The organism is Janthinobacterium sp. PAMC25594 (assembly GCF_019443505.1).
In the GTDB taxonomy this organism is placed as follows: domain Bacteria; phylum Pseudomonadota; class Gammaproteobacteria; order Burkholderiales; family Burkholderiaceae_D; genus Janthinobacterium.
Window position 1 is genome coordinate 2,040,422 of sequence record NZ_CP080377.1, and the last position, 26,439, is coordinate 2,066,860.

Genomic DNA, 26,439 nt, shown 5'->3' on the forward strand with positions numbered 1-26,439 from the left:
TTGAAGTCAGCTTAAGATAAAGAGCTATGACTGCTAAGTGACGGTTTAAAAACTTCATAGCAACTTTCGGGTCAAAGCATCTTTGATGTTTTTGGAGCGATTGATGATGTGGACGCAAGAGAATCGAAACCGGCATCAGCAGGTGAGGACGGCACTCAAACGTGGCTATCCCACAGATGTGAAAGATGAAGAGTGGCGCCTGATCGCGCCGCTGCTGCCAAGGCAAGCGAAGACGGGAAGACCTCGCAAGACGGACTTGCGCGCAGTGATCAATGCGCTGCGTTACATGGTGCGGTCCGGATGCGAGTGGCGCATGCTGCCCAATGATTTCCCGCCGTATCAGACGGTCTATTACTGGTTTCGGCGCCTGATGCGGCGCATGCTGTTTCGTACCATTCATGACTTGGCGCTGATGCTGGATCGCTTGTGCAATGAGCGGGAGGTGCTGCCGAGTGCCGGTGTTGTCGATAGCCAGAGCGTGAAAGCACCCGGCGCGCGAACGCGAGGTTATGACGCCAACAAGAAACTCAGCGGGCGCAAACGCCACATTGCGGTCGACACGGATGGTCGCTTGCTGGCGATAAACCTGACGCCAGCCGACATTGCCGACTCCACTGGCGCGCAGATGGTGCTCGATGGATTGATCAAACGCTGGCCGTGGGTGAAGCATCTGTTTGGGGATGCTGCATACGACCGCAGACAGTTGATGGACAAGGCCGCGTTTCTCGACTTTACTGTGGAAGTCGTGCGGCGTCTGCAGGGGCAGCAAGGTTTCGCTGTTCAGCCAAGGCGCTGGGTGGTCGAGCGAACGTTCGCATGGCTGATGCGTTACCGGCGTCTGGTGCGTGACTACGAACAGCGCATTGACGTGTCGGAAAACATGATCTATCTGGCCATGGGATCGTTGCTGCTGCATCGACTAAATTTCCGCTAAGTTATTAAACCGTCTCTTAGAGGGTGTAGACAAAATCAACTCTTATAAGCGAGTCTGTTGAGTAGCATACGCGCTTCAGCCAACCAAACCCAAGCTGCCGAGACATCGAGTTTGCGGTCGTGATGCATTACCGTGCGGCGCCAGCGTTCAGTCCACGCATGGGTCCTTTCGACGACCCAGCGCATGGGAAGGACCATGAATCCGGCATTTGTAGCCGCATCATGCACAGGAGCGATCTTGGGATCGTGTAGCGTTCCGGTGGTGCCATTGGCTGGATGACGAACTACTTCAACGCGAATACCGTGTGCCTGCTCGATGGCATGCGCACATTTTCCGCCATAGGCACCGTCGGTATAGAGCTTCTCGAGGCGAGGGCTCTTGCTGCACGCTTGCGTCACCACCGCTGGTGTGGCATCCCGATCTTGCACGCTCGCGGCGGTGACCGACACTGCGATGAGCAGCCCCATCGTATCGACCACGAGATGACGCTTGCGCCCTTTGATCTTCTTGCCTGCATCAAATCCGCTTTCGCCACCTTGCGGCGAGATACGGGTGGACTGTGCATCAATCACCGCCGCGCTTGGCGTACTTGCTCGTCCCATGCGGATACGCCATTGTTCGCGTAGCCGGTCTTGCATCTGTTCGAATACACCTGCGCCAACCCAGCGCGAAAACGCCTTGTAGACCGCCTGCCAGGGTGGAAACGTCTCCGGTAGCAGCCGCCATGCGCAGCCGGTGCGCAGCACGTAAGAACACGCGTTGACGAGATCGCGGCGACTGTAACGCACGGGCTTGCCGCGCTGTCCCGGCATACGTTCGAACAAATCGGCAACCAGCTCCCATTCCGCATCTGTCAGGTTGGTGCTGTATGGCGAGATGGCCTCGCGCCTGTGGGCTGCTGTGTAGCCATACCGCTTCGTTCCTTCGGCTCGCACAGCGAAGGTCCGGTGTACCGGCTTGAGCCGTACGACACCTAGCGCGCGTAGCGCGCGACGAATCGTTGCTGCGCACACGCGTAAAGCACAGCGGTGATGAAGTTCGTCGGCGATTTCCTGCAAGCTGGCCTGCGCGCGCTCCATTACGATATCGTGTAAAAATGCGATATGCTCAGGCTTCAACGCAGGTGGCCTGCCGCCGGCTCTGCTTGACGGCTCCGTGCCGTCGAGTGGATATTTCGTTGCCATGGCATGCTCCTCCCACATCGCGATAGCATGCCACAACTCCGGTATTGATTTTGTCTACACCCTCTTAGTGCAACCAGAACTCCTGAACGGCGGACTAATATCAATTTAGTTTTTTAAAAAAATTAAACTTAGCTTAATTTCTCTCAAGCTGCTATCGCGCAGGTATTTAGCGAGGCTAACCTGATCAGAAAAATTATACTTTACTGATGCCAATTTTAATATTTGAGAAAAGCCTGGCTCGTAATTTCCAATGCGCTGAATTGGCTATTTGCAGCACACACAGGCTCGCCGCCGAGTAAAAATAAGCATACATTGCCAAGGAAACGAGCCGTGAAAAATGGCTCAAAAGTGCGTCAAAATGCGTCAAATCGCATGCCCCCTCTCCGCCCCGCCGCGCCAGTGCTCATGCGCCTTCGGCCATGGCGCAAAGTTGAGTCAAAAGAGCCCTATATAGCGGGCAGGTGTGGAGGGGGGGACAACTGCGCGCACCGGGCTGAAATGGGCTTTTTTCTTGCTTTTGGTGCAACATCATTCGTCGGGACGTGAAAAAGCCGTCTCATAGATGGCTATGGCTGGGACGCTCCGGCGCGGCTGCGCTAGCGCGGCCCCGCCCTGCCGACTATCGCGGCGTGGCGGTCATCCTGGGCGGCCGGCGCGGACCTTGGCCGCTTGCTCCTTTTCGTAATCGTCGCGGCAGTCCACATCGCAGAACAGCAGCGCGGGCGCCAGCGCCTCGTCGCAGTAGTGGCAGCAGCCATGCGCCACCAGGGCGGGCCGGCGCCGCACAGCGGCCAGGCCGCGCGCCACCTCGGCGAAGATGATCTTGTCGGTGTTATCGATGTGGTCGCTCATGCCGCGCCCTCCCCGCCCGTAGCCAGGTCATACGGGGCAAACCTCACCACTTCCACGCCGGCCCACTCGTTGATCGCTTCGAACTGCGCCTGCAGCGGCACCAGCTCGTTACGCGCGAAGACGCGCGCGGCCGGTTCGACGGCGCCGAAGCCGCCGGCATTGTTCGGCAGGATGCTCATCAGCTGCGGCGGCACGCGGTGCGCGGCCAGCTGGTCGTCGCGCGTGACGCTCTTGATGTTAAAAAACTCGTCCTTGGCGGCCACGTCCGACACGGGCAGAATCTGGATGCCGTCCTTCTTGCCGTTCGGCGCGTACATGAACAGATTGCGGAAGTTGCCAGGGCCCTTGCTGTCGCGCATGGCCTGGCGCAGCTTGTCCACGTCCTGCGTGTTGGCGGCGGCGTCCGTCATGTAAAACACGAATCCCGCATGCGAACCGTTCTTGTAGTACTTGCGGCGGAACAAGGTGGCCGCCTCGTTGAGCCAGGCTGATTGCAGCGCGCTCAGGTACTGCGGCACGCCGTACAGCTCCTGGTTTACATCAGGTTATTTGATTCGTTCGATGTGTCAAAAACAGCTCCTGGCCGAAGACGGACCTTGCCAAGGTGGACGCCACCAACTGACTAGCAAAGGAGCTGCAAATTGTATGCGGCGACTTTCCAATTCCAATGCAGCGTAGCGCTCGGTAGATCGACCGAGCGCAGCACCTTGTCGCCCATCAGTGCCAAGCCCGCGAAGACGTGTTCCACACGCGCCCGAGTTTTGGCGATGCGTTTATTCCGGCGTTCCTTCGTTTCTGAGATCGGCTTGTCTTGGCTGCCCTTACGTTGGCTATGCATACGCCAGCTCCGCGAAATCGACATGCTATTCCATCACCTCGCAGCACATCGTCAAGCTTATTCAGCTTCGCTTCGCATTCCTAGTCGGAAAATAGGCTGGCTTTGATCATTAGAATAAAGTCAGAATCGGCTCGCCTACATCATTCCAGAGCTTGGGTGTTTTTTCGAGGTGCCCATCAGACGCGCAATTGAAAATCATGTGTCAGCACAATATTTTTTAACATTCGTTCCATTTGATATATATCAAATTTCTCTATCTTCCAAGGCAGAGAATACTTAAGTTCCATGGATATTAAATTGACAGATTCCAATAAAACAATGAATTTCAGATTGGAAATTATTTACAAATTTCCATATTAATTTAAATATTATTATATCTACTACGGAAATCGATTGAAAAAGTGTCGATGGGAATATTGCGAGAGGTACAGCAATGGACGCATCGCATTATCACACCCGCGCATCCACCCAAAGCGCACGGTGAGTAATACCGGGAGAAAATGCATTGATTTTAATTAAGGAGCCGTTATGTCACTGACTGAAACCACGCTGACCACGCCGGATCAAAATCAGGTTATTTTCTATGAGGGACAAAACTTCCAAGGCAAAGCCTATCTGTCCACACTGGGCGCGGAAGTCGATATTTACAAAAGTTACCGCCATCTGAACGATCGATTGAATTCGGTTAAGGTGGGGGCCGCCTGCAAAATCTTGGCATTTCGTCATGCAGGTTTTGGGGCACCTACGAACGAACTGAATACCGATACGGGCAATATCAATGTGGGTGGCATGAGCGCTTTTGTGGTGCTCAATAAAGTCGGCCACCATGCGTTGTTATTCACGTTCGACGACAGCACCGATCTGCGGCGCAGCATGACGCTCCAGAGCGCGGGTTTCGGTTCTGTCACGCAACCTAATCCCGAGCCGGAGCAAGGAATCGACCCGAATATTCCGCGCGCATTCGTCACGCTCAAGGAAACCGATATCGAAACCAAACCCGTGGTGACGGCGATATTCGTCAGAAAATCCAACGGCGAGTATGAGTCCCCCAATGGCTCCCTCCATTTCTATTGGAAGGATGGCAAGCCTCATGCAAAAAACATCCCGGAATATGAATCGGCAAGTCTGAGCTATACGCAGGAAGGTAATTTATTCAAATTCACCTGGAAATAATCAACGAGCATACGTGCACCTCGCGTCACTGCGGGAAGACAGGTATGTCGAGATGCAATAGGGAATAATTGGAAAAGAAATCAGTGGCGCCGGTAACTCTTGGCGCCGCTGTCGCTCAAACAATACTGCCCGCCACGCGGCCCGGTACAATAGTTGCCGCTGCGGCAGGTGCAACCCGAAGTATCGGCCACTGGCACTCTGGCTGGTTGGCCGGCGGCAGAACATATTTTTTTCGATGCGCTGATCGAGCCGTCATTGCAGACGAAGGTTGCGCCATCACAGTGAGAAATTCCGCCCTTGCGACCGGAGCACGGCGTGTTAGCGGCCAGAAGCGGGATGCATACCAACAGGGATGCGGTGAAAAGCAATTTCTTGACAATTGGGAATCTCATTTTTTCACTTCTATGGACCAACAAGGAACTCCGTCAGGGTCGTTGTTCATACACTCGCGCATCAATCCATTTGACATCCTGATCGGACGCAAGCGGACGCAAGGGTCAGGTCCGCCATTCAGACACGGACTGGTGCGTTGGGTGGCGTGGAAGGTGGCTCAGTTGAAGACCTAATTAGAACCACGAACGCGCGCCTGCGGCACGTGAAGCTGCCGCGCAGCGGCAGCGATTGGAGGATTCGGGGCGGGCTGGGCCGGTAGGCCCAGCCCTTCGAATCTCACACGCAGGGCGCGAAGGCGCCCTGCTCGCTTCCGCCAGGAAATAAAAAACCGCCCGAAGGCGGTTTCTTTATTTCCTGGCGGAAGCGGTGAGATTCGACGCCAAAAATTAATATCCTATTAAATCAAAGACTTAAGCGGCTTTGAAAAAACACTTTGTACCACTCATTTGTACCAAAATCTGTACCCCCGATGGGGAATCATAACTGATGAACCAGGCTCGCTGCAAGCAGGTTGTACTGGGATTTCGAGGTGATTGGACGCAGCGTATCAGACCGCCTAACTTAGTTCGTCATCGCAGGCGCAACGCCAAGTCCGGCCAAGGCAAGCGCAACGGCGGTTCTGGGCTGTCGACAAATTTGAGGATCGTGGCGGATGTTGCCGCCGGGTTGCCAATACCTATCTCTTGAATTGTTCGGTCAGATCAGTGCGCACCGCATTGTATGCTTTCATTGGCGACGGTTGCCTGGGCGACGGTGAGTTGGTTCTCTGGCGCCGAAAGCCCCCAACTACCAGGGCCGCCGAGGGCGGTTGCGGGATGCCCTCTTCGCGGCGCACGTCTGAATCGAAAAAGCCCGCATAAACGCCAAGTTGCCACTTGAGGCGATATTGCCCGCGATCCCTCCCGTTAGGCCATTGTAGGCGCACGCACGTCGGCCGTGCCTGGACATCTCAGCGCCGCATTTCCTACTTGACCAAGTGGAGGAAAAGGCCAACCACGATAAAGGTACCCAGCACACGCAGTGAATGTCTTTTCCAAGAGAGCCATCATCCCAGCCACCAGAATTCCCATCCCAAATATGCCAAGCGTTAAATTCCTTCAGGTGTTCAACAAGCGCGCGGATTGACGGCGGATGCGGCCGACCAGACGCTTCGGGGTCTGGTCGGCCAGTGCCAGTCAGCGTTGCCACCAAGCGATGAAACCGGCGGCAGCATGCGCGGTCTTCTTCGCTTTAACCGAAGTAGTCGCTACTGCTACGTTCGGCGCCGATTTAACGCTGGTGTTGAGTAACCCAGTAGACGTCATCTAGCGCATCCACGATAAGCTCGTACGTCTCACCTTGATGCGCTGGGAGACCGTAGGTGTTTAGATTCGTGTGATTATGCACCCATCCGTAGCTGGCCCCTCTTCAAAGCTCGGCACGTTTTGAGTACATTACTTTTTTCCAGCGAATCCGAGCGCGCACCATGAGCCAAGCCCTGCATAGCCTTGCCAGAACGACCCACCTAATCCGTAAGGAGACTCGGGAGTCGACATTAACCCAGGCGGAACTGGCGCGCCGTTACAACGTGACCCGCCAGACCATTCGCAAGTGGCAGGGACGCGATAGTGCGGAGGACCGCTCACATCGTCCCGACACCTTGCACACCACGCTCACGCCAGCGCAGGAAGCGATCGTCGTCGAACTGCGCACGACGCTGTTGCTGCCCACCGACGACCTGCTGGCCATCACGCGCGAGTTCATCAATCCCGCCGTCTCCCGTGCTGGCCTGGGGCGCTGCCTGCGCCGCCATGGCGTGTCCCAACTGACCGACCTGGTGCTCCAGGAGAGCGGTGAGCCGGCTAAGAAAAAAACCTTCAAGGACTACGTGTAGTGACCTGCATTTGAAACGGGCCCGACCAGCATTCCAACCGATTCTCGGCCAGGAATAACTGCAACTGACGGCCCCCTCAAACCAGCATTAGCTGCAAATGAACCTGCATTTATCCGCGCCGACCTGCATTTCATCGCCGCGAACCAGCATTATCTGCAACTGACCAGGATGTTCAACACGGCCTTGGTATCGGCCTCGATTTCGGCCAGCACGCCCATCCAGTGACCTATGACCCGCTTGACGCTCGGTGCCGGCTGGGTGTCGCGCCAAACCGTCAGAATGCGCTGGTAACCGACCAGATCGGCCCGCTGCACGCAATACGCGGTCGTCATCTGGGTTGCCTCGATGTCAGTAAATGCTCCGGGGGTACGGCGGGCCTGCTCCAACAGGCCAACCTGGGCGGCCGTGTCGCTCTGGATTCCACGCAGGTGCTCGATGATGAGCGGTAATCCGGTCGGATTCGGCCAGGCAAGGATTTCGATTTCCTCGGTCGTGCCGGTGCCGGTGGCGATCCTCAAGACATCGTGGACGCCCGCTCCGATCAAATCCGCATTCGGGATATTCGTATGCGTCCACGTAAACAGTTCATTTTTCTGCTCCACCAGCAAGCGCAGGTCCTGCTTGAATCCCTGTTCCAAGCCGGGAGGCGCTGCGTCTCGGTTGTCGGCCTCAACCATTTTCCAAATCCGCTCGACGTGGCTTTCCTGCTCGATTTCAGGAAAGAGGCTGATATTCCAGGCAAGGCAGCAGCTCATGGTGGCCTTCTTCCGCGTCTCGAATTCGTCAACGAAGAGAACGTGCGGCAGCATGAAGGACGAAAAGCAGTTGGCGACTGTAAATTGTTTAAATTTCATGTACAAGATTAGATGGGCAGGCCAGCAGCGAGCATCCGGTCGCGCAGCTCCGCTGTGCGCGCCGGTTCGAGTTTGTTGTTGAACAGCGCGCGGATTTCCGCAGGCTTGGCGTCGAATTGTTCGACCATGTCCTTCAGCCTGTACCCATGGCGGGTCAAGGTCGGCTCCAGATCGTCCAACTGGCGCGACAGCACGGTTTCCACGAGCGCGGCCGTGACGGGCTTCTCGCCGGTCTGGTAGCCTGCTTCCAGCGCCAGGGTCAGGTGCAACTGGACTTGCAGCGGCGTGCGCAGCTTGGTGGACAGGATATCGATGGCCGCACCGTCCAGGATCGACTCTGGATCGGTGTTCGGGGCAGAGCTGGCACCAAGCAGCCACAGGATGTATTCGCGCTGGCTGCCGGCGACGCCATCGAGCGTGAAGATGTCGGTCCGGTAGCCGATTTCCTCCATGGTCGGCCGGCGTAGGTCGTTGCGCAGCTTCGGATGGCCGGCCAGGATCACTGACAGTCGGCCGCCCGCGTCCTCGACCACTTCCATCAGGCGCTTGAGGCCGATGAGTGTGTGGCCGTTCAGGTCGTGCGCCTCGTCGACGAACAGCGCCACCGGCCGCTTCCCCTTTTTGACGATTTCCTGCAATTCGCGTTCGCGCTTCTCGCTCTGCTTGGGAATTTGCACCTGCTTGTCCTGCGTCAGGTCGTAGTAGAGCGTGGAGATCAGGATGGCCAGCTTGATGCTGTGCTTTTCCACGGACAGCGACTTGGCGACGGCCACGCGGTTCTCGTCTTTCAAAATCTGTTGAAGGCGGCGCAGCGTGACCGTCTTGCCGCTCCCGACTACACCGCACAGGGCGATCAGCCGCCCCTCAAGGACCGCGCCCTTGATGTCCTTGATCAGCTGCTTGTGGTGGTCGGTTTCGTAGTAGCCGGCCTGGCTGAGCGGCTGTGTCAACCCGTAGTACTGCATCACTTCAACTCGCATGGTCCTCTCCAGTCTTCTTGTTTCGGAAATAATCTCGTATGCGTGCGAGCACGACGCTGCGTGTCAGCGTCTCGCTCAGCACCTGGTCGATGACGGCGCGATCCTCCTGCGACAGCTTGGCCAGCGGCCTGGCCAGCTCGTCCGCAATTGCGAGCTTGGCCACGATGACGTTCGCAAAATGGAATTCGTGCGCCTCGGCGTCGAAGGGCTGGATTGGCAATTCACCTGGTAGATTCAGTGGAGCTAGGTGCAGCTCCTTGCCGGCCAGCGCCTCGATGGGCAGCTTAAGCTGGTCGGCCAAAGTGCGGATACGGTCGGCGCGCGCGTCAGCCGCGCCGCGCTTGAATGCACGGTAGCGGTTCAACGGGATCGGCCCGGCGACCGGATAGTATGGGCCGGTGCGCACGCCTTCGTACTCGACGTACAGTTCGTTGTCGAACAGCCCCCACAGCAGCAGCACGTATTCGCCGGCCATGTCCGGCTCGACTTCGTAGCTGGTGCCCTCGACCGACACGCGCGCATCCACGCCCACTCGACGCCGTTCCGGCTCGCGGGCGAAGCGGCAGTACTGCTCCCACGCGCACATCTCCCGGATGCCACCGCTCGGGAAATTGGCGAGCCAGTCCTCGATGCGCGAATGCTGCTCGGAGCGGTGATCCTGGCGAATGTAGCGCATCAGGTAGCGAAACAGCCATTCGTTCGCCTGTTGCTCGGTTTCCGGCTTGTGGAAATGGTACAGCGTCTCGTGGGCTTCCTTCACCGTGCGGAACGGCCGTTCGACTTTTCCCTTGGAACGCGCGGTGACCCGCTCGCCGTCCTTGCCGGCAGGGATGTGCGTCATCCACTCGATGCCCAGCGCGTGCATTACGTTCTGGAATACCCGGCTCTTGGCGACAGGGCCGTTGTCTAGGTAGATCATCAACGGCCGTCCCTGGAACGGGTATTCGGGGTCCGCCTTCGCCGCCATTGCGTTGAACAGGAAGCGCAGCGCCGATTCGGCATCCTCGCCATAGACGCAGCGATACTCCTGGTAGGGTACGCCGCTGCGGTCGTCCACGACGCTGTACAGCATCAGCGTCGGCTCGCCCTTGCCAGGTTCGATCCAGTCAGGCTTGTCGATCCGCTTGAGGTCGGACGGCGACATGTCGAATTACCAGCAGTCGTTGCTGTGCTCGGCCTGGAAGCGCACGGCTGGGGGCTGCCGGCGCAGTCGTGGCTGGTCGAGGTGCCAAAGTGTGAGGTACTGGTTGACCGTGCTGCGCGTCAGCACGCCTTTCGGCGCGCGCACTAGTCCCTGCACCGTCTCGACGCCGTATTCCTCCAGCAGCTCGATGGCGCGCTTCGTGGACAGGTGACGGCCCTGCTTGTTGGTGGTGCGCAGCTTGAGGGCGGCGACCAGCTCGCAGTAGCGCTCCAGTTCGGATTTCGGCAGCACGCGCGGCTTGCCATGATCGATGCGGTGGACGACGCGCGGCTTCAGAAAGTCCTTCAGGGCGCGATACACCGACGTGGTGGAGATGCCGTACAGCTCAGACATGGCGCGCACCTGGGCGGCACGCTCCGGACTTTTGTGAGGCAAGCGGTCAAGCCGCTGCCGCAATTGCAGCAGCGATTCGGCCGGAATTTGCTTACGCCACCCGGCCGCCATCGCTTTCAGCCTTGTCGATGTAGTTGTAGAGCGTGGATTTGGAAATCCCCATCATCTTGCAGATTTCCTCAACGGTGTGGTTGCGCTCTCGGTGCAGTTTCACGGCAAGCGCGAGCTTGACCGGATCGAGGCGCTTCGGCCGCCCGCCCATGCGGCCACGCGCGCGCGCCGCGACCAGCCCGGCCTGGGTACGTTCACGGATCAGGTTGCGCTCGAACTCGGCTAATGCGCCGAACAGGTGAAAGACCAGCTTGCCCCCACTCGACGAGGTGTCGATGTTCTCTTGCAGGCTGCGCAGCCCGACCTTGGCGGCTTCAAGCCGTTCGACCAGTTCGATCAGGTTCTTGAGCGACCGGCCCAGCCGATCCAGCCGCCAGATGACCACCGTGTCGCCGGCGCGCAGCATGCTCATGAGGGTGGCCAGTCCGGTTCGGTCCGCCCTGGCACCGCTCACCATATCTTCGAAGACGCGCTCGCAACCGGCAGCCTGCAACGCATCGCGCTGCAAGTCAAGGTTCTGGTCGTCGGTCGAAACACGAGCGTAGCCGATCAGCATGGCGACTTGTCCAGTAAATCACGAAAATTCAGTATAGCTGGACTTTGAATATTGGAAAGGGATTGTGGATGGTCTTTGTGCTTGCGCTACCCGCCGCCCGTCGGCCGGGCGCGGGAGTGCAAAAAACCCTCATTTGTTGGACACGATTGGGGCGTTACCGAAGTCCGTATGTTGAAATGGCGGTCTTGCACATTCGACACATCACAAGTCGCTGACCGCGAATTGGTAAGTTAGGTTCGCCGTCGGCGAAATCAGGTGGGTATACTGTGGCGAGGCAGGCTGATGGTGAAAACACAGCCGATCCCATCAAGACTATGCACTGTCAACGTGCCGTCGTTCGCAGCTACTGTTTGTTTTGCGATGGTCAGCCCGAGGCCTATCCCGGTTCGATTAGTTCCGGCTTGCGAGAAAGGTAGGAACATGGTGTCCGCTACCCCAGTCGACAACCCGCCGCAATGATCCTTGACATCAATCAGGATTCGGTCCCCCTGCGCATACGCTGTCAGCAAGACCTCTGTACCTGGCTCGGTGAATTTGAACGCATTCTGCAATAGGTTGGCGACTGCAGCAATAAGCAGATCCCGCGTCCCTCTAACCGCCAAGTCGGCATCTACCGGCAAGGTGCGGAGCGCGCAACCGTACACCTGAGCTGAGAGCATGGCGGCGTCGTAAATCTCCTGGATAAAACCAGCAAGAGAAAAAGAGTTCAAGGTGAGTTCAGTCTGCCCTGCGGAACGAACGTCTTGTATGGAATTCGTGATCAATTTTTCGAGGCCATTCAGGCTTCGTTCAAGAATCGAGCCCGTAGCGCCGGTAAAACTGAGGTTACCAGCTTTGGCAGCTGCAAAGGCAAGCGACGCCGTTCCAAGCAAATTTCTAAGTTCGTGAGCGAAGAAGCCTATCCGCTGATTCAACTCATCGGTATATCGTGCGGCATGAAGGCCATCCCTTTGATAGCCGAACTCTGATACTGCATCAGAAATGGCGTTGTCCAAGCATCGGTTCAGTGTACGGAATTCATCCACCTCAAAAGGTGCATCCTGTTCCACCGCCAGATCAGTAATAGATTGGCAAAGATCTCCGTAGTCGTGCACTACCTGGTCAACGGTCAGACCCAGCTCCAACAGATCTTTGCCGTGTTGAGAGGCTGACGCGCCCACTTCTGACAGTGCTACGCCTCCTCCGGCCGGTCCTGAAATAAGTTCGCTATTCTCCCGCTCGGGTGTTTGCTCAACAACGAGGGTTCTGATTAACTGGTCAAGAAATAAGGGGATGCCGTTCTGAAGCTGCACTTCTGTAGCTGAGCGACCAGGACGGTGCCCCACTTTAATCCGACAGCGAGCAGTCAACTCGTCCCGGTTATTTAACAAAAAATGATGCAACATGAAAGATTCTCCTTCTATTACTTGTTATAGGAAATCTAGCATAGTTTTTACAAGTTTTGGTAGTGTCTGAAAAACTTCCTTCTTCAAGATGGGTAGCGCTTGCTTGCGTCCGGTATGGATTCTTCTCCACTGACTCAGGTGTATGTTCAGAACGGCTCCGTTCCACCACGTCAATAAACGCTGGTTGGGCGTACTGGCCGATATTATGGCGGTGTAGCACATCCTGGTCAGTTGCAGATAATGCTGGTTCGCGGCAATGGAATGCAGGTCGGCGCGGATAAATGCGGGTTCATTCGCAGCAAATGCTGGTTTGAGGGGGCCTTCGGTTGCAGGTATTCCTGGCTGAGAATCGGTTGGAATGCTGGTCGGGCCTGGTTCAAATGCAGGTCATTACAACTACGAGCCGGGATTCATCCATATCGACATCAAGTACCTGCCGCAGATGCCGGACGAGTCATCGCGGCGCTACCTGTTCGTCGCTATCGACCGCGCCACACGCTGGGTCTTCATGGAGATCTATGCCGACCAGTCCGACAGCAGCAGCACCGACTTCCTGATCAAGCTGAAAAATGCCTGCCCGGTCACCATCATCAAACTGTTGACCGACAATGACAGCCAATTCACCGACCGCTACACCAGCAGGAAGAAGGATGCCGACGGCAAGCAGATACCGACTAGCAACCATGTGTTCGATCGACTCTGCAAGCAATTGGGCATTGAACACCGCCTCATCCCGCCGCGTCATCCGCAAACGAACGACATGGTGGAGCGCTTTAACGGACGCATCAGCGAGGTCGTCAGCAAGACCCGGTTCACGTCCGCTGCAGAGCTCGAATCGACCCTACGCAGCTATCTGAAGATCTACAACAACAGCATTCCGCAGCGCGCGTTAAACCACATGACACCGATTTAATCACTCAAGGACTGGCAAATAAAGAAGCCCGAATTATTCGTTAAGTACGTGTACAACCAAGCGGGTTTTGACACGTAGGTACCCGGCCGTCCTCACCAGGTTTACGGAGCGTTAGTGCTTTGCGCCGCTTAACCAACGCTTCAGGCAGTTCAATGCCACCCACTACCATTCGTTTTGGCGCCTTTGATGGGTTAGTCACCACAGTCGATGACTCTCCGACGGTCTCACCATTGCATTCGCCTACATGGCTAGTCCCGTTTGGCAACTTGAAATGGGGAGCCTTTACGCATTCTGTCACGATGCACCTGTCCTCGTAGAGCTCACCAGGCGCGCCGCCAGCACCATGGATCCCAGGCATCCCTTCACACCGGCCATCCACTCTCTCGGGCTGATGGCCGGCCGTCGACAGGAGGCTCGACTGCGACATAACCGGGATGTAAGCCGGAACCCCAGAAAATTCCGCGTCGCTGCTTGTCAGAATGGACTATGGCTCAAGCTGACGAGTGGGATACAGCAGCCCGGAATTTTCGGCAGTTCCTGCTTCCCCCTATGGCCCGGACATAATTCATTTTGTGACACAGTAAGACTAGATTGCAACATCGCTATCCGTGTAGTGCTGAGCGCCGGACTTCCGGCTCAACACGAGATCCGCCAGCGTGAGCACCAATCCAATACTGAGTCCGACAGCCAAAATCGGCATGGCCGATCGCGGTCCATCTGCCATGAGTCTGTCCATCGCGAGAGGAACCGAACACAAGATCGCGACATTGTTGAGGGTTTCCGCAAATGCCAACACCATCCCCTTGTCCGCACCGGCCCGCGCAGCCAAGATCACGGTACTCGAGGGCGCACCTGCGCCCAAGGCCGCGCCCCAGCAAGTCAGGCAAGCCAGGGAGCCGAGCAACGGTAACGGTAACAACATGAACAATGAGATGGATATCGTCACCAGTACGGTCACGAACACCAGCGAGACTTCTTCACGACCGCATAATTTTCGCAGCCATCCCGCCGAGAGATTGCCCATCCCCAAACCTATGCCAAAGGCCGTAACGGTGAGCCCGACCCCTGAAGCGCTAAAACCATAGCGTTGTTGCAGCACTTGCCCCGAAAGCAAGAATGCCGCGACTGCGGTGCCGTTCCATGCGCCTTTGGCGATCAGCGGCCTGAGCACTGCCCCGTTCTTTAACCAACTCAAGCCCGGCTGCGCTGTCGTAACAGTGTGCTGCATACGACGCGGCATCACGCGAACGCCGACAGCAAACGCGAGCAGGCAGCCGACAAAGGAGAAGAGAAAAGGCATGCGCCAACTGTACAGGTCCGTGAGTATCCCGGCCAGCGCTGGCCCTGCGGCAATGCCCAGTGTCATACCGAGCATCACGACGCCCATCGCTGCCGCTTGGCGCTCGCGCTCAACGACATCGGCAATCAAGGCGAATGCCACGGGGATGAGCGCGGCCGAGGCCATGCCGCCAAAAATTCTCAACCCAACCGCCACTTCCAGAGATGGGGCGAAGACGATGCCGATGCCATCGACGGCAAACAACAACAAGGCAACGAGCAATAGGCGTTCCCGATTGACCCGGTCCGAAAAATAGCCAAACACGGGCGCGGCCAGCGCGTAGGAACAGGCATAACTCGATATCAGCCAGCTCGCCCCCGCAGGAGAGGTCCGAAAGGCTTGCGCCAGTGGACTCAACATCGACGACAGCATGAATTCGGTGAAGCCGACGAAATAGACGGTCATTGCCAAGACTAGGAGAAACATGCGACTGTTTCGCGGCGCTTGCACGGAGGTGGAAGAGATAGTGGAGCGATTATTCATGGGTGCGGGCGAGGTCAGTAGAGTCCTTCGGTACCCAATTGATAGGTATTGCGAAGTATATTGTCGAGAAACTCTTTAAAGGGCATCGTGGAGACTAGGCCGTGCGCCGCATCGTATTGATACAAGTCCTCACCCATGCCGCTGTCGAGAAATAGAGCGTAGGAAAAGCGATCAGGACACGTTCTGCCGTCCGGCCGCTGCTCGGCCACGCGATGTGCCACGGCAGCAACGGGGGTGTGCGAGTGGCGCGTCAACATCTCCATCGCACAGCCAAAGTTGACAATGAATGTGCCCGCACGCGGCGTGATCGGCAGCCAACTATCGCCTCGTCGCACCTCCAAGCCAGGTTCCAGAGATCGCAACACCGTCACCCAGCCAGAGTCTTTGTGGGTATTGAGTCCGCGCGCACGGACCGATGGTCGGAAGTGATTGAATGTCATGTGGTAAGAACCTTTATCGGACAGGCAGCCTCCGGTTGCCGGGTTCCACAACTGCGTAGGAATATCCAGTTGCGCCAGCACGGCCCGCAAGATGGCCAGGCCCAGATTGCGCATGGCTATCGCTTGGAGCGTGAGCACAGGCGGGAAGACACGATCCCAAAAACGGCTCTCCAGGAAAAACTGCTCAACCTGGTCGGTATCGCGGACGAAATAGCCTTCATGCTCGGCAAGCCGATCCGCACTCCATGCGTGAAAACCCTGGTAGCTATCAAAGGGGCCGCCGCTGCACGATTGGTAAAAGTTCGTCGCAAACAGATCACCGGCGGATAGATCGAGTTGCGCGGGAATATCGATGAAAAAAAAACCGTCTTGCAAAGCCTGCGATAGGCCCCCTGGCGCGGCAAACACCAGCGCATCGTTTTCGAGTTTGGCACTCGCCCATGGGTATTCACTCTTCGTTAACATAATTTGCTCTCCAGGCTAGCACCGCTCCTACAGTTGTTGATCATGGGCGTCATATGTTCGGGCAACCTCTTGGACCGCGAACTCCGCGACGGACTGCACCTTTTGCATCCCATCTGCCGCCCATCGATAGATATCGCCGCTCAAATCGCTATCGAGAAAGACCACATAAGAGTACCGGTCAGCCTGGCCGGCTTGACGCACAGTGCGTGCCACGCCATGTACGTTGGCGCGCACCGGCTGCACCATGTCCTCGGACAGCACTTCAAGGGAACTGCCGAAATTGACAATGAAATACCCTGGCTCGGGGTTGACCGCGTGCAGCTCACCGTCGATATGCGCCAGCAACCCCGGCTCGATGGAACGCAGCACGGTCACCCATCCAGAATCTCGGTGAAACTTCGACCCGCGCGTGGGCTTGTCTGAGCGAAAATGGTTGAAAGCGAACAACTGGTGGCCCCCTCCCTCAGACAAGCCACCGGTCAGTTGCGCCCACAGTTGCCGCGGTATCGCCAATCGCTGGAGCACTGCCCGTAATACTTGAATACCTACCCCGGCAAGGACATCCCCCAGTTCGTTCAAGTCAGGGGGAAGCAATCGCCAATTGCCGCGCTCGATATAAAAGTTTTCCCACTGATCATGCTCGCGATCAAAATAGCCCTGATACGCTCCGGGGACAGCGCAGGACTTGAACCCGGTATAGGCCGCCAACTCGCCTGTCGCAGCCGGTTCGAAGAAGTGCTGGGCAAAGCAGTCGCCGGCGCTCAGTTCGATGTCGGACGGGATGCGGAGAAGAAAAAAACCCTGTCGCAAAGCACGTTCGAAGCCATCGCTGTCATCGAAGATGAGTTCGTCGCCGTCGAGACGGGAACGCGCCATCACGACCGGGGGGATTGTCCCTGCAGCTTCCTGCTCCAATGGCATGGTCGGTAGGTGGACGGGGCGCCTTTGCGTCGGCGATGGAATGTGCGACATGACTATTCTCCTTGCGTGATTGAGTTGACTTGAGCGCGTTGCGCTCAAGTCACCGCTGCGTGAACTTTGGGATGAAATTCGTAGTTCATCTCGGCCGCCTTGCGCTTCTGGAAGTCCAGAAACGACATCTTCGCGACGGGCTGCCCGTCGACATCGCATTGATATAAATCCTGAGTCCAGGCCGGTCCAATGTAGACACCGAATGTGAAGCGCTCCGGTTGTTCCGCCGTCCTGGGTGCCATGCCACGCACACGGTGGTAGCTCGCGCGCATCGCCTTCGACAACTGTTCAGTGAGCACTTCGAATGCGTGGCCAATGACGACCGTGAAATGACCGGCAAGCGGATCGAACGGCACCCATTCCCCCTCCTCTAGCGACTCCAAACCAGGCTCTGTGGTGTACAAGGTCGTGATAAAGCCGCTATCCTTGTGCGCAGTCAAACCAATCGGGTGCTGCACCGCCGAGCGATAGTGATTAAAGATGCAGTACTGAAGCGACTGGTTGTTCGACAACCCCGATGAGATCGTGTCAATGTGAGCGGCATCAATACCAGTACGTCGGAATAAATCTAATAGCACAGTGCGACTGAGCTCATTCAGAGAACCGAGTAGTGTGGTGACCTGCCCCGGCAGATACTCCCCCCATAGCGGCAGCTCAATCTGCAGCAATTCGTCTTGATCTCCTCCTGTTTGCGAATATCCTAGCAAGGACTTCACCAGATCCCGCGAGCGGAAACCGCGATATGCGTCATCGGACTGGCCAAGACAGTCGAGATAGTATTTCTGTGCTAATTCGATGCCGGCCCGAAAGTCCATTCCTTCAGGATAGCGAAGGTAGAATGCTCCATGCTGGCGCATCCTGTCGAATCCATCTTGGTCCGCGAAGTGAAGTTGTCCTTTGGCCAGGGTTGCGGCCGGAAGAATCGTGCTCATGTGAGTTTCCATATAGTTTGGCATAACAGTAAAAAAATGCGGGGGGATTTAGCGCCGTGGTGTGATCGTGATGGTTCCGGCTTGCTTGGGGCGTGGCATCGAACTATGCGTGGCGACTGCCGTATCGATCTGGCTGACACAGACCTCGTAGCCGGTATAGAGTTCAACCAACACCAACGCCTGGACTCTAACGGCGAACAAACGACCAGGGCACTTTCTCGGATTACGTTCCGCATTGACCATGCTAAAAGAGTTGATCTCATAACGATTGCGAGCTAAGACCGAAGCGGGCAGTTCGGCACAGGTCTTCATCAGTTGTTCAATGTTCCTGGCATCGAAGCGATCGGCATAAGGAAATACGCGCGCATCTCTGTTGGCACGACGCCGGTCCAGCCACAGTATGGTGTTGGCGGGAATTGTGACGCTCAAGCCGCGATGCTCAATCACGACCGGTCGCGTGATCCTGCGCCACAAGGCGCTAGGATTGCTGCCTCCCAGACGTAATGCTTCGAGGACGAGCACTGACGACACCGCAAGTGGGTCGGTTCTCTCGTCGATGGCCTGCAGTAAGCGCCCCCTCTCGTGCGGATGGGTTTCGAGAAACGCGATGCTCCACAATAGGCTCAGCGCCGTCGTATCGTACGTGGCAATGATGACCGTGCCCAATTCCTTGAGCTGCTCGGCCGACAGCGCGCGTATCGACGCCAAGGTAAACGGCAGCTCAAAATGGTCGAACTGCGCACGGATCATATTCGCTGCGGGCGCTCCGGTGAGCGACTGAAAATTCGCCTCCAAGATATCGCGCGTTAAATCGACCACCAGTTCGGCGTCCTTGATGGCTTGCGGCGCCATTTTGCTGATCACTTCCGATGCGATCTCAAAAAAACTTTTGGCAATGAACCCGTATTGGGCGGAGTCAAGATACGCCGTCAAAGGCTTGTCCCGCAGATCCAATATCCCAGGGATTACGCTGTCGATATGCGCGATCAACTGCAGCGAAAACGCATCGAGCGCCAATGGCTGCCCACTCAGCTTTGCCAGCCAGGCCTTGGCCTCTTCCCGGATCGGCTCATCGAGGCCGGCGAGGTATTTTGAGTTCCCTAACACACGCTCGACCACGGCGCGCTTCGCCACACGCGTGGGATCGCCCGAGTCTAGGGCCCCCATAAAGGATCCGAACAGACCGGCATTGGTGTCGATCGAAGGCGCCAAGTCCACATCCTGCACCAGCGGCATATTGGTACTCTGGTAGAGCGCGAGCGTTTCACCGAGCCAGAAAGTACACAGTCCCTCGTTGGCGTCGGCTAATTCAGCGATCCCCGACTGTTCGAAGTAGCTGGAAGCATCGAGGCCTTGCTCCTGGGTCGCCACACGGAAGGCGCCCTCGTGATCCGACGACACGCCAGAACCTGGATGATGGGCGATGACACCGGCATAGGGTAAATAGGATGGGCATCCCTTCCCGGTATCGGTACTCTCTCCATGCAGTCCGGTCCGCTCGCACGGTCGGCTTTTTTCAGGTTGGCATTCCAGTACATTTTTTATCATTCTTGCGCCTCCTTATCATACGGCAATTCAAGCACGCTATTTTTTATACCAAAGTCGGTATGCTCGTCCTGCCATGTCACGTTGTTGAACTCGAGTAGAAATTCCGCGACAGAGCCGAGCGTGCTGGCGCTTCGACCATCGGCGCTCACTTGATAAAGATTGCTGTCAGCGGAAGGATTCAGGAACGCGGCAAAGGAAAAACGATCCTCCCGACCCGAATGGGGGACGCATTGTCTGACACGATGTAAGGGCGCATGCACTTGCACGGGAAGCTGCTGGGTGAGCGCCTCAAGAGCCCCGCCAAAATGCACCAGGAAATATCCGTCAACCGGTGCGATATCCTGCCACCGGCCATCGATGCGCGCCTCTAAGCCTGCCTGATCAAAGTACAGCACCGTAATAAAGCCCGTATCCTTGTGGGCGGGTGCGCCCGGTTGCGTGCGTTCGGGACGGTAATGGCTGACCCCGAACCACTGCACGCCGCACCCGTCGATGCAACCGTCGGTCACGTCGCGCCACAAAGTTGGATCGATCCCCGCGATGCGCAGAATCTCGCCCAGAATCATCCTGGCATATCCGTACATCTGCTCACAAGCAACATTAACGGCAAGCGGAAACTCGACTTCGCGCCGCGGCGTATCGATCAGGATATGCTCTGTCTGAAAACGATCGCGGTCGAAGTAAATACCAGCCTTGTGTCGATACCCGCGGTACTTCATGTGCGCATGCGATGTAGTGGTATCGGCGTCAAGATAAAATTCACGCGCCAGCTTGATACCCGGCGCCGGATTGAAATCGTCCGGAATGCGCAGCGCAAAGCAACCGGCGCGCAACACCTCAAAGATGGCGTCAGGGTTGTCGAAGCACAAATACCCCTCCTTCATCCTGGCGCGGTGGGGAAGGTAGCGGTCACCGCTTATCATGGGCTCTCCCCGCGTCTCTGTGTTCCCTGGTAAATTTCCTCGTCGTTAGCATCAATCAGGTTCCGCGAGCTGCATATCCGTCTCAGGCCAGCCTCCGTATTGAAGCAGTAGATCCCTACATCGCTGTCTGGTTCGCAGAAACTGGAGCTGAAATGCCCAAAGCTAAACCTATCGCTGGACTGGTGGCGGACACGGTGCATAATCGCGGCGACCGGTTGGGCCGACTCACGGGTCAGCACCTCCATCGATAAACCGAAGTTCACCACGAAATACGCGGGATCAGGTACGACTGACTCCCAGTTCTCGTTGCGATTGATCTCCAGGCCAGCAGCGGTGGTACGAAGCAGGGTCACAAAGCCATCGTCTTTATGCGACGCCAAACCAACACCCGGCAAGGCGGGACGGTAATGGTTGAAGGTCAGATGGTAGGACCCTGCCGCGTCGGAGCAGCCCCCTGTCGCAGTCGGCCAATCACGTTCAGGTATGTCGGTGAGACGCAGCACCGACCTAAGGACCGTATGGGCGAGGGCAACCATCTGCTCGCCAATATCCATAATCTCAATCGGGTAGTCTCGCTTCCAGAAGCGGCGCTCCAGCAGAAATTGCTCGATCTGATTGCTACGCTCGTGGAACCCGAGCAATGGATCGCCGAAATGCTCGGACGTCATCGAGCGAAATCTTCCGTAAGGCTGAGATGTCGATCCTTGATAGAATCCGCCGGCAAAGGCGTCACCGGCCGATAGGTCGATGGTGGCGGGAATGTACAACAGAAAGATGCCATCACGTAATGCGCAGTGTCGTTGCGACTCGGAAGCAAAGGTCAAGGCATCTCCCTCGACACGCGCTCGAACGAGCGAGGCGACCACCTCCACTGGCCGCTCATCGACCCGCTTGCTGTAGACGTCCTGGTAAATGGCGCCCCGCTTTAAATCCCACTGTGGAAAAATGGAAGGCTGAGTCATCTTTAACGCCTCTTCAGTTTAATGGAAACAACGGTCAGCGCCTGCAACTCAGGCAGTACGGTTGGAAACACCCCATCGGCAATTTCCGCCAGTGTGCTGAAGGAGCCCGGATAGACCATGACGGCATTGCCGTCTTTAACTAGGCAAGAAAAAATGGCGAACTCCTCGAGAAAATAATCGCAGGAACGTCGAATAAGGTATGTAGACCGATTATGACCGATCTCATCCAGGTCACTGCGATGGTAGTGACGACCAAACGCTTCGACCGAGTCCTTGAATTCAGGCGTGCGGTCGAAATAGTCTCGAATATGCCGACTGTATTGCGCATAGGCGCTGGTTTTCTGAATATCCTGGCATGTCACGAATTCGAATTCGGTGGTACCTCGATAGGATTCAACCAGTGAGCGATGTTCATCGATAAACTCGCGGCCTGATTTCAGGGCTGCTGGTAACGCCACTTCAGCCAGTAAGCCTAACTTGGTTTCCAGCGTAATTCGATGAATGCTATCGCCGATGAGTATCTTACATTTCGCGAAGCGGCGTGCTATCCATTCAAGCAGGGCATGAAATCGAGCCGGTTCAAAATTGCGATTCTCCAAACTGACACCAAGAAAGCATTCCGTTTCTGATTCGAAACTGGATCGCCGACTTGGTGGAGATACAAATGCAACCTGGGCTCGATATCGGCCCGCACGCTCATATGCAGGTGTGCGTTCATATTCATATATAGGCAATTCTACCGTTCGCGAATCCACTATCCCATCACTTTGAATTTCTCGCTGCCACTCCATTATGAAATCCTTTTAGGTTGAAAAATTGTATCAAACAACACTCGTGAGACGAATTGACATGCGTCTTCATTAATCGTCAATTCGATATAATTTCAACAACTTAAAAAATAATTCAACTATTATTTCGGAAATCGACTAAAACTTTCCGACATGGCTTAGGCTTTAGCGCAGTGGAGTTATTTGTTTAGTGGAATGATATTTACAAAAGGATTGCATGGTAAGTCCATTTTTTTGGACTTCGCAGGGTTTGTGCGTATTCCGGTGATCGTGCCCATCCGTTCTGGTCTATCACGCCCACTTGCGCACCAATCTCTCAAGTTATCGTGAAAACCCGGTAGTGTATGCGCGCACGTTCTATCCCATTCAATGACGAGATCGGTACTGTCACCTAGCCTCAGGCCTGCTGTGGTTGAAGCGGCCCCAAGCTAAGGAACGTGAGCCAATAAGGATGGCTGGATCCGTACAGCAATTGTTTTGGACTTTTACCGACTCGTTCCGGAATCCAGCTACACAGGAAGCGCCGGTGGCTCAGGAAAAATTGTAGCAAGTCCAGATAATACGAGCCACCCAAGTGACGACGCAGGGTAAAGTAGTTGCGCAGCCTCGAATTGAGATTTTCGACCTGGGCACTGCTTCGCGGAGTGTGCGCCATGGCCTGTGCCACGGCGTCTAAGACGGCATGGAATTGATCGGCCCTTCCGGCGCGCAGGCGGTTCCAACCAAGAACCGGGTTCCTGTCGCGTGGCTGAGCCGATGACGAAATTTTCCGTATAATTCCGTGCGAATCCACGACTCATGCTTAGGTCAAGCAGCCCCGTGTCTCTATCGGCCAGACGGCATCGACCACGCCGGCGCCCAACCCGCCGCGCACGGCGGCATAATGCGTGTGAAGTTGACGGTCGGGTCGCAATGGCCGGGGATCAGCCAGACCATGTCGCCCATTTCCGGCAACGGCGCCGCACCGATGGCGGTAAGGAGGCCATGCTCGTCACCGCCGTTGTGGTAGCACAGCGTGCCACCGACAATCGTGGGCAGACCGGTGTCGATCACATGTGCATTATGACCGGCATCGAGCACAGCATGGTCCAGGCTGCGGCTGATCACCTGGCATTTCACGAACAGCGCCTGCTCGAAAGCCGGTGCGGCGGCGTCCATTCGTTGGCGCCGTAGTCGCGATCTATGAACAGATCAGTGCCCGGCCGTATTTCGCCGTAAATGCCGATGACTATCGTGCCAGCAAGTGCTCGTACCACCGCCCGTCACCATGCCCACACTCAGTCCAGCCCGTTCCTCACTTGCCCGTGCCAGTGCCACCCGGCCAGCCGCTGCCGCCACGTTAGCCTGGCGTGTGCCAGTGCGCGAACATGCTGAGCTTGGCCCTGGTAGTCTTGTAGTCCGGCCAAACGCAGACCGTTGCGCACGACCTATCGCGCAAGTTCTCCGGCCTGGTCTGGCGGGACGACACAGCGGCCTTGGCCGATATCAACCTCAACATACACATCGATCGCCGCGCTCTACCCCCGCACGCTTGCCAAGCGGCATAAATTGGCGCAACATATAATGCCAAATACTAAATAATGATAAAAATTTAATTATCTTTAATTATCTCACACCGATGCCTTCGCAGAAGTCACTGGTCGGCGACACCCAACCTTGAATGAGTCAATCCGCCTATGAGTTACCGCCTGGTTGCACAAGAAAATTTCACAGTAGAGCAAACTGTGTTCATGGAAAAACTAAAGGAATCCATCAATCTCATTTCTACTCAGTCAAATATCATCCTTGGCGCAAAAGATATTAATTCCAGGCATTTCACTTCAACCGATGCATATGCCAATCTCGTTGGTCTGCTCAATGGGAAGGATGTGGAGAATCGATTGGACCGGGATATGCCATGCAAAGGCACAGCCAGCTTTGCTGAAAGTTATATAAAGGAAGATGGAGATCTTCTTCAGTCAACCAACATTAACAATAAAATAATAACACTAAATATTCACGAATATGACGATGGGATGAAAGCGCTGGTATTTAACAAGAGCATGATAAAACATCACCTATCGAGATCGATTTTGGGATTGATGTACGATGCCTACGAAATAGATATAAAGAATTTCTTTATTCTGATACCGAACTACGCCATGGAATTCGGCATGGAATGCAGTATTGCAAATACAGGTGATGAATTCAATATTGAAGGTTTGAAATTGACAGAATACGAACATGAAATATGTTTTTTGATAATAATGAATTGGAACTTTAAACAAATAGCTTCTTTCATGGACAAATACAGGCCAAAGCAGAATGCAAGGACCGCCGATACTATCTACAAATGCAGAAATCGAATATGCGAAAAATTAAACATGTCCAATTTCAGCTCTTCCAATTTTAGAGATATTTTGATTGCCGCCGGCTTGCATAGAAAATTACCGAAATTATTTTTTAATCGACTAATTGTCAAGACAAATTTTTTAATCGACTAATTATCAATACCCGCTTGGCTGTACACGTGCTTAACGAATAATTCAGGATTTTTTCCACTCTTTGAGTGCTTAGATCAGCTATCGCTCTTGTATCTACAGCGAATTCAATTAAAGCTAAGGTGATGCATCATTCTGATTTCGCCAATGAAGCTTATTTTCGGATGGAGGGATTTCCGGCGTGGCCGCGTTACTCAGCATTCGTATTTAAGGCGGCACATGAACTTAAAGAATGCTTCGCTTGAGACAGTTGGAGGCATAAGCAAAAGTTTTGACATGGCAGGGTTACCAATAAAGTGATTGCCGACAAAGTTTTTATGCCGTTCCCTCAGCCGCAACGAGAGGCTATGTTTCTACAGAGGCGTCAGCGGTTCTTAGCTCAAATGCAGTTTTCTGACGGAACTGACGAGGTTGCCTATTTTGCCAATTCTGGGTCTATGGCCGGTTGCCTGTTCCCTGGGAGCGGAGCTCTACTATGGGAAAGTAACGATCTAAAACGTAAGCTTCGATATACCTTGCGGGCTATTGAGCTTAACGGGATTTGGATCGGCACAGACACTCATCTCTCCAATCGGATTATTGAAGAGGCACTAAAACAGCAATTGATTCCGGGGATGAGTTCGTATAACAATATTGCCCGCGAGCGACTCATAGAAAGCGGTTTTCGAGTGGGCTTCCTACTTGCTGGGGAGAATGGCGATTGCATTCTAGAAGTAAAAAGCTCCACAGCTGGGGAGAACGCGTTGAGCGCTATCCAGACTGCCTGGTTCCAAGAGGAATAAAGCAGCTGAAGGGCCTAACGGGACAAGTGTTGAAAGGCAATCGTGCAGTTCTTCTCTTCCTCATCCAAAGATCTGACGCATACAGTTTTGTAGTAAGCAGTTCGTTTTATCCTGTTTACGCCGAAGCCTTTGAAGAGGCAATAATCGCAGGTGTCGAAATTATGGCGCTCAGCGTCTCATTCAGTCGCGCTGGCTTTGGCATTCCCAAACTTCTGCCATACGCCAACGATCTGATGAGTTCGGTCAACACCCACCGCTGAGGGTAACACTTAGGGAAAACGCTGATTGATCCAGTGACCGCAGAAAAAGCGCAGCAGACTTCAAATCGTGACTGACCAACCAGATTTGAACTTGCTAGACCTCGTCGATCTGTACCAATGAGTACAAAGTTTGAACATGCGTTTACTTGAAACCTGAGACCATGGTTTACTTGAAACCTGAGACCATGCAGGCCCTAGACGAGCTCCGAGCGGAAGATGAAGCATGACGTTTAACAGCGATACAGGCAGCAACGCATCCAAACCACAAAGAGTCCCTTACCACTTAGACATGTTCTTAGTTAAAACGCAGTCAACGTTCTATTTGATAGTCAATTTGATAGTCGACCATTATTAAAATAAAAAAATATCAATAAAATCAAATAATTAAGACGAATAATTGGCGGAAGCGGTGAGATTCGACGCCGAAAATTAATACCCTATTAAATCAAAGACTTAAGCGACTTTGAAAAAACGCTTTGTAC

The 26,439-nt window shown here is 55.2% G+C and carries 19 protein-coding genes and 5 pseudogenes; 6 read left to right on the plus strand and 18 right to left on the minus strand.

The window, feature by feature from the left end:
- The first annotated feature begins 106 nt into the window (after positions 1 to 106).
- The gene (locus tag KY494_RS09060; RefSeq protein ID WP_219891541.1) at positions 107 to 934 is read left to right on the plus strand and encodes an IS5 family transposase; all 828 of its coding nucleotides are present in this window, start codon (positions 107 to 109) and stop codon (positions 932 to 934) included.
- A 35-nt stretch (positions 935 to 969) separates the two neighbouring features.
- On the opposite strand, the gene KY494_RS09065 is transcribed toward KY494_RS09060, so the two are convergent.
- The 4 genes and pseudogenes from KY494_RS09065 to KY494_RS30120 form a co-directional block, all read right to left on the minus strand.
- The gene (locus KY494_RS09065; protein ID WP_219890685.1) at positions 970 to 2,118 is read right to left on the minus strand and encodes an IS5 family transposase; all 1,149 of its coding nucleotides are present in this window, start codon (positions 2,116 to 2,118) and stop codon (positions 970 to 972) included.
- A 636-nt stretch (positions 2,119 to 2,754) separates the two neighbouring features.
- Positions 2,755 to 2,970, minus strand: a complete 216-nt coding sequence (locus KY494_RS09070) for a hypothetical protein (RefSeq protein ID WP_219890686.1) — start codon at positions 2,968 to 2,970, stop codon at positions 2,755 to 2,757.
- A pseudogene (locus KY494_RS09075) lies at positions 2,967 to 3,515 on the minus strand (phage portal protein); the annotation flags it as partial. The gene KY494_RS09070 and the pseudogene KY494_RS09075, both read right to left, overlap by 4 nt.
- A 77-nt stretch (positions 3,516 to 3,592) precedes the next feature.
- The gene (locus tag KY494_RS30120; protein ID WP_219890687.1) at positions 3,593 to 3,808 is read right to left on the minus strand and encodes a transposase; all 216 of its coding nucleotides are present in this window, start codon (positions 3,806 to 3,808) and stop codon (positions 3,593 to 3,595) included.
- Between the two features lie 528 nt (positions 3,809 to 4,336).
- Here KY494_RS30120 and KY494_RS09085 point away from each other — a divergent pair.
- Both KY494_RS09085 and KY494_RS09090 read left to right on the plus strand, forming a co-directional pair.
- Positions 4,337 to 4,981 (plus strand): beta/gamma crystallin domain-containing protein, encoded by a 645-nt coding sequence (locus tag KY494_RS09085; RefSeq protein WP_219890688.1) that lies wholly within the window; start codon positions 4,337 to 4,339, stop codon positions 4,979 to 4,981.
- A 1,858-nt stretch (positions 4,982 to 6,839) separates the two neighbouring features.
- Positions 6,840 to 7,241, plus strand: a pseudogene (locus KY494_RS09090) (IS481 family transposase); the annotation flags it as partial.
- A gap of 155 nt (positions 7,242 to 7,396) precedes the next feature.
- Here KY494_RS09090 and KY494_RS09095 read toward each other — a convergent pair.
- The 5 genes and pseudogenes from KY494_RS09095 to KY494_RS09115 form a co-directional block, all read right to left on the minus strand.
- Entirely contained in the window at positions 7,397 to 8,101 is a 705-nt protein-coding gene (locus tag KY494_RS09095; RefSeq protein ID WP_219890689.1) for a hypothetical protein, read from the minus strand.
- Between the two features lie 8 nt (positions 8,102 to 8,109).
- Positions 8,110 to 9,081 (minus strand): ExeA family protein, encoded by a 972-nt coding sequence (locus KY494_RS09100; RefSeq protein WP_219890690.1) that lies wholly within the window; start codon positions 9,079 to 9,081, stop codon positions 8,110 to 8,112.
- Positions 9,071 to 10,705, minus strand: a pseudogene (locus KY494_RS09105) (IS481 family transposase). The gene KY494_RS09100 and the pseudogene KY494_RS09105 overlap by 11 nt, the downstream one beginning before the upstream one ends.
- Positions 10,706 to 10,709: 4 nt before the next feature.
- A complete protein-coding gene (locus KY494_RS09110) occupies positions 10,710 to 11,285 on the minus strand; it encodes a recombinase family protein (RefSeq protein ID WP_219890691.1) in 576 nt (191 codons plus the stop codon).
- Positions 11,286 to 11,536: 251 nt separating this feature from the next.
- On the minus strand, positions 11,537 to 12,670 hold the full coding sequence (locus KY494_RS09115; protein ID WP_219890692.1) for a sensor histidine kinase KdpD: 1,134 nt from the start codon (positions 12,668 to 12,670) through the stop codon (positions 11,537 to 11,539).
- A gap of 394 nt (positions 12,671 to 13,064) precedes the next feature.
- On the opposite strand from KY494_RS09115, the pseudogene KY494_RS09120 reads away from it, so the two are divergent.
- Positions 13,065 to 13,661: pseudogene (locus KY494_RS09120) on the plus strand (integrase core domain-containing protein); the annotation flags it as partial.
- A gap of 508 nt (positions 13,662 to 14,169) precedes the next feature.
- Here the strand turns inward: KY494_RS09120 and KY494_RS09125 are convergent.
- The 9 genes from KY494_RS09125 to KY494_RS09165 all read right to left on the minus strand — a co-directional run bounded on the left by KY494_RS09125 (position 14,170) and on the right by KY494_RS09165 (position 23,593).
- Positions 14,170 to 15,348, minus strand: coding sequence for an MFS transporter (locus tag KY494_RS09125; protein WP_219890693.1), 1,179 nt, complete (start codon positions 15,346 to 15,348; stop codon positions 14,170 to 14,172).
- A 71-nt stretch (positions 15,349 to 15,419) separates the two neighbouring features.
- Complete coding sequence (locus KY494_RS09130) at positions 15,420 to 16,310, minus strand: 2OG-Fe(II) oxygenase family protein (RefSeq protein WP_219890694.1); 891 nt, start codon at positions 16,308 to 16,310, stop codon at positions 15,420 to 15,422.
- A gap of 27 nt (positions 16,311 to 16,337) precedes the next feature.
- A complete protein-coding gene (locus KY494_RS09135) occupies positions 16,338 to 17,282 on the minus strand; it encodes a 2OG-Fe(II) oxygenase family protein (RefSeq protein WP_219890695.1) in 945 nt (314 codons plus the stop codon).
- A 44-nt stretch (positions 17,283 to 17,326) separates the two neighbouring features.
- Positions 17,327 to 18,214 carry a 2OG-Fe(II) oxygenase family protein gene (locus KY494_RS09140; protein ID WP_219890696.1) on the minus strand — a complete coding sequence of 296 codons (888 nt, stop codon included), beginning with the start codon at positions 18,212 to 18,214 and terminating at the stop codon, positions 17,327 to 17,329.
- Positions 18,215 to 18,262: 48 nt separating this feature from the next.
- On the minus strand, positions 18,263 to 19,762 hold the full coding sequence (locus tag KY494_RS09145; RefSeq protein ID WP_219890697.1) for a cytochrome P450: 1,500 nt from the start codon (positions 19,760 to 19,762) through the stop codon (positions 18,263 to 18,265).
- Positions 19,759 to 20,685, minus strand: a complete 927-nt coding sequence (locus tag KY494_RS09150) for a 2OG-Fe(II) oxygenase family protein (protein WP_219890698.1) — start codon at positions 20,683 to 20,685, stop codon at positions 19,759 to 19,761. The genes KY494_RS09145 and KY494_RS09150 overlap by 4 nt, the downstream gene beginning before the upstream one ends.
- A complete protein-coding gene (locus KY494_RS09155; RefSeq protein WP_219890699.1) occupies positions 20,682 to 21,647 on the minus strand; it encodes a 2OG-Fe(II) oxygenase family protein in 966 nt (321 codons plus the stop codon). Before KY494_RS09155 ends, KY494_RS09150 begins: the two co-directional genes overlap by 4 nt.
- Before the next feature lie 2 nt (positions 21,648 to 21,649).
- Complete coding sequence (locus KY494_RS09160) at positions 21,650 to 22,438, minus strand: tRNA-dependent cyclodipeptide synthase (RefSeq protein ID WP_219890700.1); 789 nt, start codon at positions 22,436 to 22,438, stop codon at positions 21,650 to 21,652.
- Positions 22,439 to 23,260: 822 nt separating this feature from the next.
- Positions 23,261 to 23,593 carry a hypothetical protein gene (locus KY494_RS09165; RefSeq protein WP_219890701.1) on the minus strand — a complete coding sequence of 111 codons (333 nt, stop codon included), beginning with the start codon at positions 23,591 to 23,593 and terminating at the stop codon, positions 23,261 to 23,263.
- 518 nt (positions 23,594 to 24,111) lie between these two features.
- On the opposite strand from KY494_RS09165, the gene KY494_RS09170 reads away from it, so the two are divergent.
- On the plus strand, positions 24,112 to 24,918 hold the full coding sequence (locus KY494_RS09170; RefSeq protein ID WP_219890702.1) for a hypothetical protein: 807 nt from the start codon (positions 24,112 to 24,114) through the stop codon (positions 24,916 to 24,918).
- Between the two features lie 380 nt (positions 24,919 to 25,298).
- Positions 25,299 to 25,957 (plus strand): annotated as a pseudogene (locus KY494_RS29655) (DNA/RNA nuclease SfsA).
- Positions 25,958 to 26,439 lie beyond the last annotated feature (482 nt).

Excerpts from the sequence above, each read along its gene's own strand:
- KY494_RS09060 (WP_219891541.1), top strand. The coding sequence starts at position 107 with ATGTGGACGCAAGAGAATCGAAACCGGCATCAGCAGGTGAGGACGGCA.
- KY494_RS09065 (WP_219890685.1), bottom strand. The coding sequence starts at position 2,118 with ATGGCAACGAAATATCCACTCGACGGCACGGAGCCGTCAAGCAGAGCC.
- KY494_RS09070 (WP_219890686.1), bottom strand. The coding sequence starts at position 2,970 with ATGAGCGACCACATCGATAACACCGACAAGATCATCTTCGCCGAGGTG.
- KY494_RS30120 (WP_219890687.1), bottom strand. The coding sequence starts at position 3,808 with ATGCATAGCCAACGTAAGGGCAGCCAAGACAAGCCGATCTCAGAAACG.
- KY494_RS09085 (WP_219890688.1), top strand. The coding sequence starts at position 4,337 with ATGTCACTGACTGAAACCACGCTGACCACGCCGGATCAAAATCAGGTT.
- KY494_RS09095 (WP_219890689.1), bottom strand. The coding sequence starts at position 8,101 with ATGAAATTTAAACAATTTACAGTCGCCAACTGCTTTTCGTCCTTCATG.
- KY494_RS09100 (WP_219890690.1), bottom strand. The coding sequence starts at position 9,081 with ATGCGAGTTGAAGTGATGCAGTACTACGGGTTGACACAGCCGCTCAGC.
- KY494_RS09110 (WP_219890691.1), bottom strand. The coding sequence starts at position 11,285 with ATGCTGATCGGCTACGCTCGTGTTTCGACCGACGACCAGAACCTTGAC.
- KY494_RS09115 (WP_219890692.1), bottom strand. The coding sequence starts at position 12,670 with ATGTTGCATCATTTTTTGTTAAATAACCGGGACGAGTTGACTGCTCGC.
- KY494_RS09125 (WP_219890693.1), bottom strand. The coding sequence starts at position 15,348 with ATGTTTCTCCTAGTCTTGGCAATGACCGTCTATTTCGTCGGCTTCACC.
- KY494_RS09130 (WP_219890694.1), bottom strand. The coding sequence starts at position 16,310 with ATGTTAACGAAGAGTGAATACCCATGGGCGAGTGCCAAACTCGAAAAC.
- KY494_RS09135 (WP_219890695.1), bottom strand. The coding sequence starts at position 17,282 with ATGTCGCACATTCCATCGCCGACGCAAAGGCGCCCCGTCCACCTACCG.
- KY494_RS09140 (WP_219890696.1), bottom strand. The coding sequence starts at position 18,214 with ATGAGCACGATTCTTCCGGCCGCAACCCTGGCCAAAGGACAACTTCAC.
- KY494_RS09145 (WP_219890697.1), bottom strand. The coding sequence starts at position 19,762 with ATGATAAAAAATGTACTGGAATGCCAACCTGAAAAAAGCCGACCGTGC.
- KY494_RS09150 (WP_219890698.1), bottom strand. The coding sequence starts at position 20,685 with ATGATAAGCGGTGACCGCTACCTTCCCCACCGCGCCAGGATGAAGGAG.
- KY494_RS09155 (WP_219890699.1), bottom strand. The coding sequence starts at position 21,647 with ATGACTCAGCCTTCCATTTTTCCACAGTGGGATTTAAAGCGGGGCGCC.
- KY494_RS09160 (WP_219890700.1), bottom strand. The coding sequence starts at position 22,438 with ATGGAGTGGCAGCGAGAAATTCAAAGTGATGGGATAGTGGATTCGCGA.
- KY494_RS09165 (WP_219890701.1), bottom strand. The coding sequence starts at position 23,593 with ATGGACGCCGCCGCACCGGCTTTCGAGCAGGCGCTGTTCGTGAAATGC.
- KY494_RS09170 (WP_219890702.1), top strand. The coding sequence starts at position 24,112 with ATGAGTTACCGCCTGGTTGCACAAGAAAATTTCACAGTAGAGCAAACT.